Source organism: Siphonobacter sp. BAB-5385, from assembly GCF_002261125.1.
Classification (GTDB): domain Bacteria; phylum Bacteroidota; class Bacteroidia; order Cytophagales; family Spirosomataceae; genus Siphonobacter.
This window is the reverse complement of record NZ_NMPS01000213.1, coordinates 149,757-167,424: the sequence shown is the minus strand read 5'-3', so window position 1 is coordinate 167,424 and position 17,668 is coordinate 149,757. Positions and strand designations below refer to the sequence as shown.

Sequence of the window (17,668 nt, the reverse complement as noted above, 5' to 3'; positions counted from 1 at the left end):
GCGGGTTTTTTATTGAATTTACACGTAAATCATTTTCCGGGTCATACCGCCGTCCACGAAGAAATTCTGACCCGTGATGAAAGAGTTGTCGGGGTTGAGTAAAAAGAGAACCATGCGAGCAATGTCCCCGGCTTGTCCCACGCGGCCCGCCGGATGCTGCTCATGATCGGCTTCGCTAAGTTTTTCAGGTTGACGGACAGATGATTTCTTCAACGAAGAAACATCAATCCAGCCCGGAGAAATGCAGTTCACCCGTACATCAGGACCTAAGCTGATAGCTAAGGAATGGGTTAGGGCGAAAATACCGCCTTTCGACGCGGAGTAGGCGAAAGTCCCTGGCTCCGACTGAAAAGCCCGCGTCGAACACAAATTGATAATTGATCCCTGGGTCTTTTTCAGATGAGATGCTGCAAGCTTGCTGGCATAAAAAGGACCCGATAAATTGATTCCCAGGCCCTGATCCCAGTCTTCGAACGACCATTCTTCAATGGGTTTATCTTCAAAAACAGCTGCATTATTGATAAGGACGTCCAACTGACCATAGTGGTTGAGAGTAGCCTGAAAGGCCTGTTCCACTTCGGCTGCCTTCCCTACATTGCAACGTAACACCAGTAAGGAGCCGAGTGGTTGCAAAGTCTGTTCCGTTTCGGTAAGAGCTTCCTGGTCCGAATCCCAAATCGCTATCGAGTAACCTTGTTGTAATAAGGTCTGAGCCAGTTCCCGGCCAATGCCCTGAGCTCCACCGGTTATAATTGCTACTTTTTCCTGCATGCTTGATTCATTAGTCATGAAAGAGAGGGCTCAAAAAAGTATACGATGCGTTTAGCGGGGATCGTCAATCTGCCCTTTCATGCGATACCGAAGCAGTACCTTTTTGCCGGAAACTTTTTCCAACATCGGACGAAGGATTTTAGTAGCGTTCAGTTTGGTTTGTTCCAAAATGCCCTGCTGAATAGCGGAGGTCTGTACCTGCTCTTCTGCCTTTTTGAATGCCTGATCAATCAAAAGAGCTTCATCATTGAAAGCAAATTCAGTATTGTATACCTTGGATTTGGAGTGATCGACCCGGGCCAGGCAGATTTCCGGATCGGGCAGGCGTACAATCAGAGTGTCTCCCATTTCTCCAAGATCGGTAACCGTCATTTTGGTTAGATCCAGACAACCGACGCTTCGCCCTGAATAATGAGCAATGCTTTTGCATCCGGTAGAAACTGCCGGGTAATCTGCTGATCAACAACATCACGAAAATTGTATTTAACCAGCTCCAGTTTACCCAGCGAAGTAATTTCCCGTAGTACAATATTGTGATTGGAAATCACCTCAGGCTCTGCTCGTTGTAAAAAGAACTTTTGCGATTTAAGTTTTTCCCAGCCGTAAATGGCAGCAGCCAGGAGCAGAACCAGAAAAAGAATACGAATCAGGAAACGCATAGACTTATCGTGCTAAAGTACCATCAGATTACAACCTCGAATATCGGAGTTATCGAAGCGACCGAGAACCCGAAAGCTATTCGCCTCGGAACCATAACTGCCTAAATCTTTCGTTTCTAAAAAACTGCACGAGTCAATATTAGCCAGGTCGATTACATTGAGTCCGCCCGAACGCCGCGAAGGTTCATTGCGGGGATAATACGTAAACGGATCATTGACATCCCGCAGACTGATCTGCAAACTGGGCGGTAAATGAAAAATACCTTCACCAAAAGAGTATCCCTGTGACAGTAATTCCGTCATGCCGTATTCGGAGTGAATGACAGGAACGTGAAAAGCTTTCGTGAGCAATTGATGTACTTCTTCCCGAAGCAGTTCCTGTCGCCGGCCTTTCATACCGCCCGTTTCCATGACAATCAGTTGAGGCATATCTTCCAGAAACGATAAATCGGCAGTTTCCGCCAGATCAAGCAATGCAAACGTGACTCCGATTAGAAGTACTTTACGCTGCCGATCCGGCTGGAGAGCCCGAAGGCGTTCGAGCAGTTCATTCGTATTGTTCAGATAAAAACCCGAATACGCCGACTGATTCTTTTCCACAAAATGCCGGACCATATGGACCAGCGAAGAGTTACTCCTTTCGAGGTAGGAGGGTAACAGAGCCAGTAGGTGGAAATCCTGCAGGGAACCGTAAAAGCGTTCAAAAATCTGCTCACTAATCTGGTCATAAAAAGCCGGATCCGCCACGTAATGCTGACTCGTTACCTGACCGGTAGTACCGCTACTGGCAAACACAAGGGGTGTGGAAGCCTGGGTAGAAAGTACTCGATGAGATTTGAAAAACTCGATGGGCAGGTATGGAATCTGTTCTACCGCTTTCACCTGAGCGGAGGAGATTCGCAAATGCCGTAAATATTCCTGATAAACCGAATTCTGGGCCGCCTGAAACTGGAAAACTTCCAGGGCTAGGGCTGGAAAAGAAGCCTCTTCCAGCGACAATACGCGGTCTTTAAGCTCCTGCTGAATGGACATGATGATTACTAAATAGCAGTACGTAGGTAAAATGCTACGGGTGTGATCGAAGACAAGGCCGGACCAAGCGATTGGAAAAATTCCTTTCTGAAAGGCAAAATGCAGAGCAATTTTAATTTACCAAAGGGCTTATGTAACTTTCCGCCCGTCTCGTCGTTTATGACAGAGACGAAATGATTTAGGTTCCTATGAAACGATTATTATTTATCTTTTCCATAACGACAGCCGTACTGGCCTTAGCCAGCTGTACGGCTGAGCCGGATTTTTCGGACGTCCCTTTTATTTCGGATGCCACCCTAACGAAATACGCGAGTGGTAGGGATCGTTTGGGCAACGTCAATGATTCGCTGGTTGTGTCTTTGAAGTTTCAGGACGGGGATGGTGATTTAGGCGTATCTCCCACCAGCTACCCGGAAGACGATACCCTTTCTAAAATCAACAATAATTACGAGGTTCGAACCTTCCAGCGGAAAAATGGACAGTTTCAGGATATCACGGGTTCGCAAACCGTATCGAATTCCGGTAACTTTCCTCGCTTGCGAACGGATAACAAACGGGGACCTATTGAAGGTACGCTGACTCGATCCATTACGGTATTTCGCATTCCACAAAATAGAAACGATACGCTAAAATTCATGATCAGGATCCGGGATCGGGCCATGAACGTTAGTAATGAAATCGAAACGCCCGTTGTAGTGGTAAATTCGAACTAGAAGCGGTAACGCCTGTACGCCTCTATCGAATAGCTCAAAAAGGCCCGTTTTGTAAGGGATAAATGTCTTGGACGATTCCTTACTGAAACGGGCCTTTTCTATGGTAGGGATAGAAGGTTTAGGAGGGCAGCGTAATCCGAAAGGTAGTGCCCTTGCCGGGTTCTGAGGCTTTTACGAATAGACGACCCCGGTGGTAGTTTTCGATGATGCGTTTGGCCAGCGTTAGACCTAAGCCCCAGCCGCGTTTCTTGGTACTAAACCCGGGATTGAACACCTGTTTCCACTGCGATTTTGGTATGCCTTTACCCGTATCGCTAATGTCGATATACGTTTGTCCCGCTTTTTCCCAGAGGTGAATCCGTAGTTCGCCTATGCCTTCCATGGCATCGACGGCATTTTTGCAGAGGTTTTCAACTACCCATTCAAACAGGTTGCGATTGACGGGAATCATCTTGCCAGCGGGGATTTCATTATTGACGTTCCATTTGATCTTGGAAGAAACCCGCCGTTTCAGATAGTCTACAAACTGCTCGACGTGTTGAGCCAGGGGTTCGGGATGCAGGGTAGGTACGGAACCAATATTGGAGAAACGGGCCGTAATGGTTTCGAGTCGTTCCACATCTTTTTCCACTTCCAGTACAAATTCGGTTTCGTAGCGATCCGGGTCCGTTTTGAAGTATTCCACCCAGCCCTTCAAGCCCGAAAGCGGCGTACCTAGCTGGTGAGCGGTTTCTTTGGCTAACCCTACCCAAACCCGGTTCTGCTCCGAGCGACGAGACGCACTAAAGGCCAGATAAGCCAGGTAGCCAAAGACCAGTAAGCCCAGCAACATCATTACGGGATAGTACTGAAGCTGCGTAAAGAGGAAAGAATGACTGAAATAAATGTATCCTTTGCCTAACCCTCCGTCGATTTCAATAGGGGGGTGAGCCGTTTCAAACTCCTGAGCCTTCTGTTTAAGAAAAGCTATTTTTTCGGCTGGATTTTCAGGCTCTACGATGTTTTTAGCTTGATACTGACCCTGATACTCATAAATAACCGGAATCTCGGTATTGATCTTCACTACCTTATCGAAAAAGAAATTAACGTCCGTTTCAACCGGACTGGTCAGGGCGTACTCTAAGCTTTCCGCGTACAGCCGTACTTCTTCTTCTTCGTGGGATTCCAGTCGGGCAATAAGGGTGTTGGTATAATAAAACCAGGCACCCGAGAAGGCCATCAGTATTAATAAAATACCAATTTTAACCTGATTTTTCTGCTGGTATAAATCGCCGGAAAGCATCCGGGCGGGTAGACTTCCCAGCCGATTTTCGGAACGTAATCTGGGGGGGGCAGGAGCCGTACTGTTCTTCATTTCATAAGTGCCAACGTCGAAAGAATGGACGTCGGTATACAGAAGGGATGCAAAAATTGAAAACGAGTTAAAACCGTGGAGATCAGCGGACAAATCTCGACTATTTCAATGATTTTCATCAGGTTTTTCTATGACTAAATTGGAGATTTCAATCAGTAATTTTGATCCATTCTAAATAAAAAAGAATGGGATTTATTACGACCTAGTGTAAGTTATCCTGACGTATTTTTGTGTGTTTTTAGTGAAAGCAGATGGCTAATACGTTTCGAGCAATCAGTTTATCGTACAAAACCGCTCCGCTGGCAGTCCGGGAGTTGGTGGCATTAGATGAGAGCGAGGCCAAAACGTTTTCCCTGAAATTGAAAGAACTCTTCGGTTTTCAGGATATTTTGGCAGTTTCTACGTGCAACCGTACGGAAATATACTACACGGCTGAGGCAGACTATGCCGAGTCGATCATTAAGCTACTGGCTATTGAAAAAGGTCTGGAGAAACCCGCTGACCTACCAGAATACTTCGTCAATCTAAACGATCAGACGCAGGCCATTCGGCATTTATTCGAAGTGGCTACCGGATTGCATTCGCAGGTGGTCGGTGATCTTCAGATTCCTAACCAGGTAAAACATTCGTACCAGTGGGCAGTCGATGCCGACGTGGCGAGTCCATTCCTGCACCGGTTGATGCACACGATTTTCTTTGCCAGTAAACGCGTATCTCAGGAGACCAGTTTCCGCGACGGAGCCGCTTCGGTTTCGTACGCAACGGTGGAATTGATCGCTGACTTAACGCAGAATCATACCTTACCGAAAGTGCTCGTCGTAGGCTTGGGTGAGATTGGTACGGACGTGGTTAAGAACCTGGCTGATAAAGGTTTTGCTCAAATTACGCTACTGAATCGTACGTATGCAAAGTCGGTAAGTCTGGCGGAAGGTACCGATTTCCGGGTAGCGGATTGGGAGAACCTGGAAGCCGAAGTAGCTCAGGCGGATGTGATTGTTTCGTCCCTTCGCGTGGCGACTCCGTTGTTTACCAAAGCGTTTGTGGAGCAACTGAATATTCTAACCTTCAAGTACTTCATTGATCTTTCCGTGCCGCGTAGCGTAGCTCCGCAGGCGGAAGAAGTACCCGGAGCTCTGGTATACGCCATCGACGACATTCAGGCCAAAGCGAATGCCGCTTTGCAACGCCGTCTGGAATCCGTTCCGCAGGTACACCGCATTCTGGACGAAGCTATGGCTGGTTTTCAGGATTGGTCGAAAGAGATGGTGGTATCTCCTACAATTCAAAAATTCAAGCAGGCCCTGGATCAGATTCGTAAAGAAGAACTGGCCCGTCAGCTCAAACATCTGACGCCTCAGGAAGCCGAGAAATTCGATAAATTGACGTCTAACATCGTGAATCGCATTTTACGTTCACCGGCTGTCAATCTGAAAAACGCCTGTCGTCGCGGCGACGCCGATCAGTTGGCCGATGTGCTTTCGGAACTATTTGATTTAGAACGGCAGGCTGAACATAAATAAGAGTACACTCTCTTTCAAAAGTGTCATATCAACGAGCGAAAAACGGAAGGGCGGAGATTTCTCCGCTCTTTTTTTGTGCCTTATCGGTAAGCTTTCTGATACTGGGCAGGGGTGAGGCTGGTCAAGTCTTTAAACTGACGGTTGAAATTGGAAATGGTATTGAAACCGCTTTCGTAACAGATTTGCGTAATCGTCAATTTCCCTTCCATGAGTAGTTTGCAGGCGTAGCCAATCCGTACTTCACTGACAAACTCGGAGAACGTACGGTTGGTCCGGGTTTTAAAATACCTGCAGAAAGCGGAAGCACTCATACCCGCCAGCGAAGCCATCTCGTCCAGGCGAATCTCCTGCTGAAAATGGTCCAGTACATAGTCGTGTACTTTCTGCATGCGTTCGGTTTCCGAGACTTTGTGGGTATTCACGTAGCCCAGACTGGCAATGGCCTGACATTCCTCACTATGGGCCAATTCGTCCAGCAACGTCAGGAGGTGTAAAATAGCCTGAAAGCCCGTCGCCCGGAGTAGTTGCTTCATGCTTTCCCGAATCTGCTCCCGCAGGCGGCCTTTGATTTCCACGCCGCGAACCGCGTGCTGAAAAAAGCTCTGGAGCACGTGCATCTCCGGCCGCTGGAAAAAATCGGTACCCAGAAAATCTTCCGTGAAGTACACGACGATCCCTTTGGTTTGCAGCTCCGAATGCGTTTGAAAATACGGCGGGTCGCTTCGCCAGAGGTGCGGAATGTTAGGTCCCAGAAATACCGTATCACCCGGTTCAAAAGGTTGTATATTGTCTCCAATGAATCGTGTACCGGTCCCTTCCTCTACTGTGAACAACTGGTAATGCGGATGGAAATGCCAGTTCGGGTCAAAGTGAGGTGAGACCAGTTCCTGCATCGTAAACGAAGCAACGGGGTTCTCAATGGTCTTCCGAAGTGCAGATTTCATACGGTCGATCTAATCTGTATTTTGCAGAATAAATAATCAGAAATACAAAATAGGTCAAAATTCAGTAGATGTTGGTCAAAGATGACGGAGTTTTTATCATTTTCCCGACATAAAATTGTACCATGATCTACAGCATGAATCTGCTCCTGTGGGGGCCTACTCTGGACGAATCGTTTTTTCCCACCCTGGAAGAAATCAGAAGCATTGGTTTTGGTGGCGTAGAAGTGCCGATCTCTTCAACCAAACCCCAATTTTACCGTAGCTGGGCCAATCGCCTGGATGAGCTGGGACTCAAGCGGCAGGCCGACGTGATTTGCGGACCGGACCAGAATCTGATCAGTCCGGACGCAGCCATGCGGAAAGCTACGCTGGAACACCTGCACCGTAGTGTGGATTGTGCCGTAGAGCTGGGAGCCACGCACCTGATGGGACCGTATCATTCGGCCCTGGGCGTATTCACGGGTCAGCCCGCTACGGCCGATGAGTGGAAATGGGGGGTAGAAAGCATCCAGATTCTCGCGGAGTATGCTCAGCAACAAGGCATTCGACTGGGTTTGGAATACCTCAACCGTTTTGAAATGTATCTGACGAGTTGCGGCGAAGAACTGGCTCGTTTTGTCGATGATGTGAACCATCCCAACTGCCAGATCATGTTCGATACGTTTCATGCCAATATTGAGGAGAAAAACATCGGCGATACCATCCGGCAACTCGGCGACCGCATCACCTTTGTACAGCTTTCGGAGAATGATCGTTCGACGCCCGGTAAAGGAAACGTAGCCTGGGATTCTGTATTTCAGGGTCTTCACGACATCAACTACCAGGGCTGGCTGAGCATCGAAGCATTCAGTACCAAATTAAGTGTAGCCAATATCTGGCGAAAAATGTTCGATTCGGAAGAGCAATTGATGCGGGATGGACTTCAATTCATTCAAAGTAACTGGGAAAAGCAAACTGCCCCCTCTTTCGTAAGCAACGGCCACACGGCCTAAGGTCTCATTGTATATCCTCTAATCACTAGTACGCATGTCAAAACCTGTTAACATTGCTATTGTAGGTCTGGGCTTCGGAGCCGAATTTATCCCCATTTATCAGCGTCACCCTCATGCAAATATGTACGCGATTTGTCAGCGTACGCCCGAAAAACTCAACGCCGTAGGAGACGCTTTTGGCATTGACGTTCGGTATACCGATTACGATGAATTGCTGAAAGATCCCAACGTCGACGCCGTTCACATCAACTCACCCATTCCTAACCACGCCGAACAAAGCCTGAAAGCCTTACGGGCGGGTAAACATGTAGCCTGTACGGTACCCATGGCAACAACGGTAGAGGAGTGTCTGGAAATTGTGAAGACCTGCCGCGAAACGGGTAAAAAATACATGATGATGGAAACGGTGGTGTACAGCCGCGAGTTTCTGTTCGTGAAGGACTTGTATGAAAAAGGCGAACTGGGTAATGTACAGTTTCTGAAAGCCAGCCACCAGCAGGACATGGACGGCTGGCCTGATTACTGGCCCGGCTTACCACCGATGCACTACGCTACGCACTGTGTAGGCCCCGTAGCTGGTCTGCTCAAATCCAGTCCGGAATATGTATCGTGCTTTGGCTCAGGAACCATTCGGGAAGAGTTGGCTCAGATTCATAATTCGCCTTTTGCCGTTGAATCCGCTCATATCAAATTCAAAAACAGTGATCTGTCGGCGTATGTCTACCGCTCGCTCTTTGATACGGCCCGGCAGTACCGCGAAAGTTTTGAGGTATACGGTTCAAAAAAATCGTTTGAGTGGCCGCTCATCGAAGGCGAAGAGGCCGTAATCCATACCGCCAAGAAAGAAGAACACGAAATTCCGGAACGCGTCACCGTGCCCGATTTCGCTCATTACTTACCCGAAGAGATTCAGGATTTTACCACGAAAGGCGTATACGACGTCGCCGAAAACACGCACCTGAGCTTTACCCAGGGCAGTGGTCACGGCGGTTCGCACCCGCACCTGGTGCATGAATTCCTGATGGCTTTGGTTGAAGACCGCGAACCCTTTCCCAATGCTGTACAGTCGGCCGAGTGGACCAGTGTGGGAATTCTAGCTCATGAATCAGCTTTACAGGGCGGAAAACTCCTGTATCTGCCTGATTTTGAGAATGCGTGAGTGTGGAAAGAACCCTACAGGAACACCCGTTCCTGTAGGGTTAATACAGAGCTAAACCTTTTTATGAATGAAAAAAATTCTTGCGGGACTAGCCGCCCTGAGTATGCTTTCGCTGACGTATTGTACGCGGCAGCCGGGCTCGTCGGCTTCGACGCCCAAGACCGAGGGGCGGAGGATTGAGATTCTGTTCCTGGGCGACAATGGGCACCACCGACCCATGCAAATGGCTCCCATACTGATGGAAGGATTGGGTGATAAGGGCATCAACCTGAGTTATACCGATCGGCTGGAAGATTTGAATCCAGAAAACCTCAGCAAATACGACGGTCTATTGGTGTTTGCCAACTGGGACAGTCTGCCACCGGCTCCTGAAAAAGCTCTGGTCGACTTTGTGAAAGGGGGCAAAGGACTGATCGCCGTACACTGTGCTTCCTGGTGTTTCCGTAACTCCAGTGCCTTCGTCAATGACATGGTAGGGGGGCAATTCTGGAAACACGGCTGGGATACCATTCAGCCCGTGTGGGCCAAGCCCGATCATCCGGCCATTTTTGGCACCAAGCAATTCAAGACGGTAGACGAAACTTATCTGCACAAAAAACTGGCGGCGGATAACGTAGTACTTACCGAGCGAATCATCGATGCCAAGCAGGCGAAAGACAAACCCGGTCAGAAAACCGAACCCTATACCTGGGTTCGTAATTTCGGCAAGGGCCGCGTATTCTACACGGCTTACGGGCACGACGAGCTTACCTGGAAGCAAACGGGCTTTCATGATCTGATGGAAAAAGGGATCAAATGGTCCGTAGGCGATAAGGTCGCGGGTGAGTTGCAGAAGCTGAATCCCAAGCCCTTTGTTTATCAGGAAGCGAACCTTCCCAACTACGAAAAACGGCCTGGCCCCCAACTTAAGCCCGATCCGCTTTCACCGGAAGAATCGATGAAACACTTGCAGGTAAATCCGGATTTCACGCTGGGTTTATTTGCTGCTGAACCCAACGTACAGCACCCCATCGCCCTCAGCTGGGATGAGAAAGGACGCATGTTCGCGATTGTTACCCTTGATTACCCCAACGAACGGAAAGAAACGGGTGGCCGCGATTACATCCTTATGCTGGAGGATACCAATGGCGATGGAAAGGCCGATAAGTTTACCAAGTTCGCGGACAATCTGAGCATTCCAACGAGTCTGGTGGCTTACGATGGCGGTTTCATCGTCTCGCAGGCACCGGACATGCTGTTCTTAAAAGATACTGACGGCGACGGTAAAGCCGATGTCCGCAAAGTATTGATGACGGGGTTCGGTACGATGGATACGCACGCCGGTCCGAGTAACCTGCACTATGGTTTCGATAACTGGATTTACGGATCGATTGGCTATTCCGGCTTCAATGGTACCGTCGGTGGCAAGAAACACCAGTTTGGTCAGGGCTTTTTCCGTTTCAAACCCGATGGTTCGGAACTGGAGTATCTGACTTCCACCTCCAACAATACCTGGGGGTTGGGCTTCGATGAAACCGGAAATCTTTTTGGCTCTACGGCCAATAACGATCACGGTTGGTACATGGCCATTCCGAACCGATACATGCTGGGCTGGGACAAGCTTCGCCTCCGCGGCGGTCGCAGTACGGATACGCACAAAGACATGAAAGTCCTGACCCGGATTCGTCAGGTCGACGTCTTCGGCGGATACACGGCGGCGGCGGGCCATAATTTTTATACGGCCCGGAGTTTCCCGCAGTCGTACTGGAACCGCGTCGCCTTTGTCAGTGAACCTACGGGCCACATCATCCACCTGAATACGATGGAAAAAGATGGGACGGACTATCACGATAAAAACGATTTCAACCTCGTGGCCGGAGCGGATGAGTGGTTTTCACCCGTATTCGCTGAAGTAGGTCCGGACGGAGCTGTATGGTTTGCCGATTGGTACAGCTTCATCATCCAGCACAATCCGACGCCGAAAGGTTTCGAAAATGGGGACGGGAACGCGTATGTAACAGACCTTCGGGATAATACGCACGGACGGATTTATCGCATTGCTTACAAAAAAGCTCCGGCGTATCAGCCACTTGCCCTTTCCAAAGATCAGCCTGAAGCGTTAGTCAAGGCCCTCACCAGCGACAACATGTTCTGGCGACAGGCGGCTCAGCGATTACTGGTCGAACGCGGAAAGTCAGACGTCCTGCCGCAGTTGTATGCTCTGGTGAAAAATCAGTCACTCGATGCAATTGGTTCAAATCCCGGAGCTATTCATGCGTTATGGACGCTGCACGGATTAGGAGCGTTGAATGGTTCGAATGCGGAGGCTTTCCAGATCGTTACGGCGGCTTTGAAACATCCGGCGGCTTCCGTTCGTAAAACGGCGGTTCAGGTATTGCCCAAAAATGCATCTACGGTAGCCAGTTTGTTACAGGCCAATACGCTGAATGATTCGGAACCACTGGTAGGCTTGAACACGGTACTGGCTTTCACGGAAGCTCCTATGACGGCTGAAGTCGAAAAAGCAGTAGTCGCAGCTTTGGGAAATCCGAACTTTGTATCCGATCGCTGGATGCCCGATGCATTCACGACCGTATTTAATGCCCGTGATTCCGAATTACTGAAAACGTTTTTAGCGAAAGCTCCCCGACAGGGACAAGCTTCAGCATCCGCCAGTACCTCGGCCGCGATGGATCATTCGGCCCATCAGCATGGTATGACGGAAGAAAAAGCCGCTGCGAGTACGGGTCCGAAAGCTGATATTGTCGTAACGCAGGTAAAACCTTCGACGCCCATGCCGACGGTGCGGGAAGGGATTTCGTTCTCGGTAGAAGTAGAAAACCGGGGTTCCGCAGCGGTTCCCTCGGGTACACCGATTACGCTGAAAATCCACGCCGAAGGTCCAAACTTGAGCCGGGATTGGTTGAGCTATACGTTCGTTAAAGGTCTGAAAGCCGGTGAGAAAGCGTTTATTACCGAATCCAATAACGGTCCCTGGGTAGGTCCCATGGGTCTGAGCTCAGATGTACCGGGGAACTTTACCATTTCGGTAACGGCTGATCCAGATAACAAGATTCCGGAAAACCGGGAAGACAACAACACCTTCCGTTATGTGGTCAAGTACCAACCGCTCAAAAACCTGACGGGTTTTGTGCTTGAAAACGCCACCCGTGCCTACACGGCTACGGCTACCGAAGCCGAGCTGTTGTCCTTCGCTGGCTTGCTGAAAGGCTTGAATGATATGGATGCGAAAGCGGTGCTGGCCGGTATGCGACGCGGCTGGGATCCCAAACGTAAGCTGACTCCCTCGGCGGCAACGGAACAGGTGCTGGCTAGTTTGGACAAAGATCTTTCCAAAGACAATCAGAAACTGCTCAACAATTGGGCTGAACTGACTGGCTTACGCAAATCTGCGGAGAACGCAGTCGATCCCAATGTACAGACGGTGAAGATTAAGACGGTTACGGAAAAGCTTCAGTTTAGCCTGAAAGAGTTTACGGTGAAGGCTGGACAGCCGGTAGAGATCATTCTCGACAATCCCGACCAGATGCAACACAATCTGGTGATTGGTAAACCGAAATCACTGGAAGTGATCGGAAAGGCCGCTGACGCCATGATTACGCGACCCGACGCCGTGTACAAAAGTTACGTACCGGAGATTCCACAAGTGATTATCGCCACGAAGCTGGTCAATCCGGATGATAGTGCTCACCTGAAGTTTGTTGCTCCGGCGGAACCAGGCGACTATCCCTTCGTGTGTACCTTCCCCGGTCACTGGCGAATCATGAATGGGGTAATGCGGGTAGTAAAGGAGACGGCAAGTAGCAACTCAAAAAAATAACAAAACCCTAATACGTTAAAAAGTCGCTTTTCTCGCTGTAGAAAAGCGGCTTTTTCTTTTTCTGCAAAAACCCGGAAACATACGTATGCTGGTTAATTCCCTTCTCCGGTGTTTCTTCCTTCGAGAAAATGCCGACGGCAACGGGCTTCGTAACTGTCTTTTTCACCGAGTAAAATCTGTCCGGGCGTAGCTACTTTACGGTAGGAATAATTCGCTAGCTCCCCACAGACCACGCAAATGGCGTGTACTTTCGTTACGTATTCGGCAATGGCCATCAGCGAGGGCATGGGTCCGAACGGACGACCTTCCGAGTCCATATCCAGACCCGCAATGACCACGCGTTTACCTGCATTGGCCAGTTCGTTACAGACGGCTACAATCTCGTCATCAAAAAACTGAGCTTCGTCAATGCCAATCAACTCACAATCTTCGGCCAATGCCAGAATTTCCCGGGCTGAAGCCACGGGCGTTGACTGAATCGAAGTAGCATCGTGGGAAACGACATTTTCGGCGTGATACCGCGTATCCAGGGCGGGTTTAAAAATGCGTACGTTCAGTCGGGCAATGATGGCCCGGTTCACGCGGCGGATTAATTCTTCCGTTTTCCCCGAAAACATAGAGCCACAAATCACCTCAATCCAGCCCATGTGGCAGCCGTCGGGCGTACGAAGTCCGTTGGTACGTTCAATAAACATCTGCGAATGATTTTGAGCCGGCCCTACCTCCGGCATCCTGAATCTGCAAAAATAACAAAGCAGCGACGAAACCGCCGCTGCTTTGGTCCAGGAGTCTGGTAAATTATTCGAAGTAGTTCATCGTCCGATAGCCACCTTTGTTCAGGTGCAGATCTTTTTTGAACAGGTCCAGATCAGCCGTCATCATATCATTGACCAGTGCAGGGAGGTCATATTTCGGCTCCCAGCCCAGTTGGGTTTTTGCTTTCGTTGGATCGCCGTGCAGCAGGTCTACTTCCGTCGGACGGAAATAACGCGGATCAATTGCTACGACTTCTTTGCCGATTTCAATCTGGTATTCCGGATTGTTGCAAGCAGTTACGTAGCCTTTTTCCTCGAGTCCTTCTCCTTTGAATTCCAGCTCAATACCTACTTCACCGAACGCCATCCGGATGAAGTCCCGTACTTTCGTCGTTACGCCGGTAGCAATCACGTAATCTTCAGCTTTTTCCTGTTGCAGAATCAGCCACATGGCCTCTACGTAATCTTTGGCATGGCCCCAGTCACGCAGTGAATCCAGGTTACCCATGTAAATTTTGTCGAGTACGCCCAGAGCAATACGCGAAACGCCACGAGTAATTTTCCGCGTTACGAACGTTTCACCGCGTAAGGGAGATTCGTGGTTGAACAGGATACCATTCACCGCAAACATATCGTAAGCTTCGCGGTAGTTCACCGTAATCCAGTAGCCATACATTTTTGCTACGGCATAAGGTGAACGGGGATAGAACGGGGTCGTCTCCGATTGAGGGACGGCCTGTACCAATCCGTACAGTTCCGAAGTAGAAGCCTGATAAATTTTGGTTTTGTGGGTAAGGCCCAGCAGGCGTACGGCTTCAAGGATACGGAGCGTACCTAAGCCATCCACCTGAGCGGTGTATTCGGGTTCGTCAAAGCTAACCCGTACGTGTGATTGAGCTCCCAGGTTATAAATTTCGTCAGGTTGGGTTTCCTGAATCAGCCGGATCACGTTGGTAGAATCGGTTAAATCTCCGTAGTGCAGATGAAAACGGACATCCTGTTCATGGGGGTCCTGATACAAGTGATCAATCCGCTCGGTGTTGATGAGCGAGCTGCGGCGTTTGACGCCATGCACTTCGTAACCTTTTTTGAGTAAAAATTCTGCCAGATAGGCACCATCCTGGCCGGTGATTCCGGTGATAAGGGCTTTCTTCATTCGGTTGTATATCTAATCCACAATAATAGGGACTGCTATGTTGCTAAACCACTGGTAAGTATTGTTGTTTACAAAAAACTGATAAAATTCTAGAGGTACAAAACAATATTGGCAAAATCCTTTACGGCTCAGTACTTTCATCCTTGTCTGTAACTCGGTTGTCTATGATTTTCAGAGCGTCCCGAAGGCTTACGCGGTCCGAAATAAGGGTAGAACCCGGGTACTCGTTCCTGATTTTATTAAAGTAACGTTCCGCATCGAGGCGGGTAGCAAAGTCACCTACACGTAGGCGATACGTTGGATGGTTGTAAGCAATATACGTGTTTAATTCTCCGTAATTTTGATAAACGTATAACTTGGCCGCTTCCATGTCGGCACGCTTGGTTCCTGTATACAGCTGAATGCGGTAGCCCGCCAGATACCGAACCCCTTTATTTCGCTGAGCCAGCGTATCCAGCGTCGAATCTAATTTTTTGTTGATTGTTTGCGTACTGCCGGGAGCTGTAACAGGTGTTACAGGCTTTTTTTTCTCTTCTACCGGAGCTTTTTTGACCTCACTTAACTCATACCGGGGGCGGTACGAAGCCAGATCCAGGTCGTAAGGCCTGGATGAATTAGACGAACGGGTCGGAACAACTTTAGAAGAACAGGCCGTTAAGAGGCTCATTCCTACCAAAAAAATAAGTAGTGTGGAGGGTTTCATAACCATATCAAAGCGTGGGTTTAGGAAGAAAAGCTAAACCAGTGACTCGTTGCGATTTACGTTTGGGGAAACAAATTTTCAGGGAATTTCCCGGAAATCAAACGTATTTCTGATAGAACTTTACCGAAGTTTGAAAAGGAATCCGGTTTATGCACATGCAGCAAGATATTTCTCTAAAGCCCTATACCACCTTCGGTATTGAGGCGAAAACCCGCTGGTTTACTGAAGTAAGCTCAGTAAAGACCTTGCAGACGGTTTTGCAAGCCCATCGGGATACGCCCAAGCTCATTCTGGGCGGGGGTAGTAATTTGCTCCTAACGCAGGATTTCCCCGGTCTGGTGATTCGAGTGGCTATTCCGGGCATCGACATCGTCGCGGAAGATGCGGAATATACCTTCGTCAAGGCCGGAGCCGGTGTCGTCTGGCAGAAACTGGTCGAAGCCTCGCTTGAGATGGGCCTGTCTGGGCTGGAAAATTTATCCCTAATACCGGGTTCGGTCGGAGCGTCGCCCATGCAGAATATTGGAGCGTACGGGGTAGAAATCAAGGACGTCTTTCATGCACTCGAAGCCCTGCACATCGAAACGGGAGAAATCCACAGTTTTAACGCGGCTGATTGCCGGTTTGGTTACCGCGAAAGCGTATTCAAGCACGCGTATAAAGGACAGTATGTGATCGTAAGTGTCACCTATAAACTTTCAAAAAAGCCTCACTACCAGATTAGTTACGGCGATATTCAAAAAACGCTGGAGGAAATGGGTGTCACTGAATTGTCCAGTCGGGCCATTAGCCAGGCAGTTATTCAAATTCGCCGATCCAAGCTACCCGATCCGGCAGAACTGGGCAATGCGGGGAGTTTCTTCAAAAACCCCGAAATTCCCGTGGCTCAATATGAAACCCTGAAAGCTCAGTATCCTAACCTGCCGGGTTATCTCACTACGCCGGGACAAATCAAAGTGCCCGCGGGTTGGCTCATTGAACAGGCGGGCTGGAAAGGCTATCGCGAAGGAGAAGCGGGCGTACATACGCGGCAGGCGTTGGTACTGGTCAATTACGGCCAGGCTACGGGCGAAGCGATTAAAAATCTTGCCGAAAAAATACAGGTTTCCGTGCTGGAGAAGTACGGGATCGCTCTTTCAGCGGAGGTAAATTTTATCTGAGGAAGCGAGCGTGACTATGGCCCAGAGCATACCTTAGGTCTATAAAAGCTAATCCCATGAAATGGTTAAAAATAGCCCAGCTCTTATGCCGGGCTATTTTTATATCATAATCTCACCTTTCAGATAGGCTACGGCTTCACCGGAAATTTCGACCCGGTCGCCCAGTAGTTGGAGCCATAGCTCACCACCCCGGGCTGAAATCTGACGGGCGAACAATTCGGTTTTCCCCAGTTTCTCTGCCCAATACGGTACGAGTACGGTATGGGCTGAACCCGTCACCGGATCTTCATCTACGCCTGAACCGGGGGCAAAAAAGCGACTGACAAAATCCGCGTCCGTTCCTACTGAACTCACGATGACGCCCCGGGCTCCGATGGTGCGTAAGTGACGATGATCGGGATTGAGTCCGGCAATCTGTTCTTGTTCTTCCAGAATCACTAGATAATCATTGGTCCGGCCCCGTAGTACTTCCGAGGCCCGGCTCAGGCCCAGGCTTTCCAGCAAACCTTCGGGAATCTTCGTCGCCTGGGGTGGGTTGGCCGGAAAATTCAGCGTCAGCCGGGAGCCCTGCCGACGAACCGTCAGCAAGCCCGAATTGGAATGAAAGCGAATCTCGTCCTGCGTGTAACCCAGAAATTCGTACAATACGAAAGCCGAAGCCACCGTCGCATGACCACACAAGTCAATTTCTACCGTCGGCGTAAACCATTTTAATTCATAATCATCGCCTTTTTGGACGAAAAAAGCCGTTTCCGCCAGATTGTTCTCGGCGGCAATCTTGAGCATTGTTTCTTTGGGCAGCCATTCCTGTAAGGGAACCACCGCAGCGGGGTTTCCTTTGAAAAGGGTATTCGTGAAGGCATCCACCTGATAAATGGGAAGTGTCATGGCTTATGATTGGTTAGAACGCGAAGTAAGAACTTGCTCGGG

The 17,668-nt window shown here is 49.3% G+C and carries 16 protein-coding genes; 6 read left to right on the top strand and 10 right to left on the bottom strand.

Annotated elements, in window-relative coordinates; all coding sequences use genetic code 11:
* Positions 1–18: 18 nt before the first annotated feature.
* Genes BWI93_RS22020 through BWI93_RS22010 form a run of 4 tightly spaced genes read right to left on the bottom strand, consistent with a single transcriptional unit; the run spans position 19 to position 2,462 of the window.
* On the bottom strand, positions 19–789 hold the full coding sequence (locus BWI93_RS22020) for an SDR family NAD(P)-dependent oxidoreductase (RefSeq protein WP_255158002.1): 771 nt from the start codon (positions 787–789) through the stop codon (positions 19–21).
* 33 nt (positions 790–822) lie between these two features.
* Positions 823–1,143, bottom strand: coding sequence for a DUF4230 domain-containing protein (locus BWI93_RS29105; RefSeq protein WP_255158001.1), 321 nt, complete (start codon positions 1,141–1,143; stop codon positions 823–825).
* 5 nt (positions 1,144–1,148) lie between these two features.
* Positions 1,149–1,430: a DUF4230 domain-containing protein gene (locus tag BWI93_RS29100; protein ID WP_255158000.1), complete on the bottom strand. Its 282-nt coding sequence runs from the start codon at positions 1,428–1,430 to the stop codon at positions 1,149–1,151.
* A gap of 12 nt (positions 1,431–1,442) precedes the next feature.
* A complete protein-coding gene (locus BWI93_RS22010; RefSeq protein ID WP_094815258.1) occupies positions 1,443–2,462 on the bottom strand; it encodes an acyl transferase in 1,020 nt (339 codons plus the stop codon).
* A 188-nt stretch (positions 2,463–2,650) separates the two neighbouring features.
* On the opposite strand from BWI93_RS22010, the gene BWI93_RS22005 reads away from it, so the two are divergent.
* Entirely contained in the window at positions 2,651–3,175 is a 525-nt protein-coding gene (locus BWI93_RS22005) for a hypothetical protein (protein ID WP_094815255.1), read from the top strand.
* Positions 3,176–3,293: 118 nt separating this feature from the next.
* Here the strand turns inward: BWI93_RS22005 and BWI93_RS22000 are convergent, their stop codons facing one another.
* Complete coding sequence (locus tag BWI93_RS22000) at positions 3,294–4,529, bottom strand: PAS domain-containing sensor histidine kinase (protein ID WP_255157999.1); 1,236 nt, start codon at positions 4,527–4,529, stop codon at positions 3,294–3,296.
* A 251-nt stretch (positions 4,530–4,780) separates the two neighbouring features.
* Between BWI93_RS22000 and hemA the strand changes: the two genes are divergently transcribed.
* Entirely contained in the window at positions 4,781–6,049 is a 1,269-nt protein-coding gene (gene hemA, locus BWI93_RS21995) for a glutamyl-tRNA reductase (protein ID WP_094815253.1), read from the top strand.
* Between the two features lie 80 nt (positions 6,050–6,129).
* Here the strand turns inward: hemA and BWI93_RS21990 are convergent, their stop codons facing one another.
* On the bottom strand, positions 6,130–6,993 hold the full coding sequence (locus BWI93_RS21990) for an AraC family transcriptional regulator (RefSeq protein WP_094815251.1): 864 nt from the start codon (positions 6,991–6,993) through the stop codon (positions 6,130–6,132).
* 134 nt (positions 6,994–7,127) lie between these two features.
* Between BWI93_RS21990 and BWI93_RS21985 the strand changes: the two genes are divergently transcribed.
* From BWI93_RS21985 to BWI93_RS21975, 3 genes are all read left to right on the top strand, one after another.
* Positions 7,128–7,985, top strand: coding sequence for a sugar phosphate isomerase/epimerase (locus BWI93_RS21985; RefSeq protein WP_233207883.1), 858 nt, complete (start codon positions 7,128–7,130; stop codon positions 7,983–7,985).
* Positions 7,986–8,019: 34 nt separating this feature from the next.
* A complete protein-coding gene (locus BWI93_RS21980; protein ID WP_094815247.1) occupies positions 8,020–9,144 on the top strand; it encodes a Gfo/Idh/MocA family protein in 1,125 nt (374 codons plus the stop codon).
* Between the two features lie 67 nt (positions 9,145–9,211).
* Positions 9,212–12,964, top strand: coding sequence for a PVC-type heme-binding CxxCH protein (locus tag BWI93_RS21975; protein WP_094815245.1), 3,753 nt, complete (start codon positions 9,212–9,214; stop codon positions 12,962–12,964).
* Between the two features lie 92 nt (positions 12,965–13,056).
* On the opposite strand, the gene BWI93_RS21970 is transcribed toward BWI93_RS21975, so the two are convergent.
* From BWI93_RS21970 to BWI93_RS21960, 3 genes are all read right to left on the bottom strand, one after another.
* The gene (locus BWI93_RS21970; protein ID WP_094815243.1) at positions 13,057–13,659 is read right to left on the bottom strand and encodes a thymidine kinase; all 603 of its coding nucleotides are present in this window, start codon (positions 13,657–13,659) and stop codon (positions 13,057–13,059) included.
* 103 nt (positions 13,660–13,762) lie between these two features.
* Positions 13,763–14,875, bottom strand: coding sequence for a GDP-mannose 4,6-dehydratase (gmd, locus tag BWI93_RS21965; RefSeq protein ID WP_094815240.1), 1,113 nt, complete (start codon positions 14,873–14,875; stop codon positions 13,763–13,765).
* 121 nt (positions 14,876–14,996) lie between these two features.
* Positions 14,997–15,542, bottom strand: coding sequence for an SPOR domain-containing protein (locus tag BWI93_RS21960; protein WP_158242778.1), 546 nt, complete (start codon positions 15,540–15,542; stop codon positions 14,997–14,999).
* Between the two features lie 185 nt (positions 15,543–15,727).
* Here BWI93_RS21960 and murB point away from each other — a divergent pair, with 185 nt between their 5' ends.
* The gene (gene murB, locus BWI93_RS21955) at positions 15,728–16,738 is read left to right on the top strand and encodes a UDP-N-acetylmuramate dehydrogenase (RefSeq protein WP_094815236.1); all 1,011 of its coding nucleotides are present in this window, start codon (positions 15,728–15,730) and stop codon (positions 16,736–16,738) included.
* 99 nt (positions 16,739–16,837) lie between these two features.
* Here murB and BWI93_RS21950 read toward each other — a convergent pair whose 3' ends face one another.
* Complete coding sequence (locus tag BWI93_RS21950; protein ID WP_094815234.1) at positions 16,838–17,626, bottom strand: PhzF family phenazine biosynthesis protein; 789 nt, start codon at positions 17,624–17,626, stop codon at positions 16,838–16,840.
* Positions 17,627–17,668: the final 42 nt, after the last annotated feature.

Coding starts and splice junctions, on each gene's coding strand:
- BWI93_RS21985 (WP_233207883.1), top strand. CDS start 7,128: ATGAATCTGCTCCTGTGGGGGCCTACTCTGGACGAATCGTTTTTTCCC.
- hemA (WP_094815253.1), top strand. CDS start 4,781: ATGGCTAATACGTTTCGAGCAATCAGTTTATCGTACAAAACCGCTCCG.
- BWI93_RS21990 (WP_094815251.1), bottom strand. CDS start 6,993: ATGAAATCTGCACTTCGGAAGACCATTGAGAACCCCGTTGCTTCGTTT.
- BWI93_RS29105 (WP_255158001.1), bottom strand. CDS start 1,143: ATGACGGTTACCGATCTTGGAGAAATGGGAGACACTCTGATTGTACGC.
- BWI93_RS21975 (WP_094815245.1), top strand. CDS start 9,212: ATGAAAAAAATTCTTGCGGGACTAGCCGCCCTGAGTATGCTTTCGCTG.
- gmd (WP_094815240.1), bottom strand. CDS start 14,875: ATGAAGAAAGCCCTTATCACCGGAATCACCGGCCAGGATGGTGCCTAT.
- murB (WP_094815236.1), top strand. CDS start 15,728: ATGCACATGCAGCAAGATATTTCTCTAAAGCCCTATACCACCTTCGGT.
- BWI93_RS22020 (WP_255158002.1), bottom strand. CDS start 789: ATGACTAATGAATCAAGCATGCAGGAAAAAGTAGCAATTATAACCGGT.
- BWI93_RS21980 (WP_094815247.1), top strand. CDS start 8,020: ATGTCAAAACCTGTTAACATTGCTATTGTAGGTCTGGGCTTCGGAGCC.
- BWI93_RS22005 (WP_094815255.1), top strand. CDS start 2,651: ATGAAACGATTATTATTTATCTTTTCCATAACGACAGCCGTACTGGCC.
- BWI93_RS22000 (WP_255157999.1), bottom strand. CDS start 4,529: ATGAAGAACAGTACGGCTCCTGCCCCCCCCAGATTACGTTCCGAAAAT.
- BWI93_RS29100 (WP_255158000.1), bottom strand. CDS start 1,430: ATGCGTTTCCTGATTCGTATTCTTTTTCTGGTTCTGCTCCTGGCTGCT.
- BWI93_RS21950 (WP_094815234.1), bottom strand. CDS start 17,626: ATGACACTTCCCATTTATCAGGTGGATGCCTTCACGAATACCCTTTTC.
- BWI93_RS21960 (WP_158242778.1), bottom strand. CDS start 15,542: ATGAGCCTCTTAACGGCCTGTTCTTCTAAAGTTGTTCCGACCCGTTCG.
- BWI93_RS21970 (WP_094815243.1), bottom strand. CDS start 13,659: ATGTTTATTGAACGTACCAACGGACTTCGTACGCCCGACGGCTGCCAC.
- BWI93_RS22010 (WP_094815258.1), bottom strand. CDS start 2,462: ATGTCCATTCAGCAGGAGCTTAAAGACCGCGTATTGTCGCTGGAAGAG.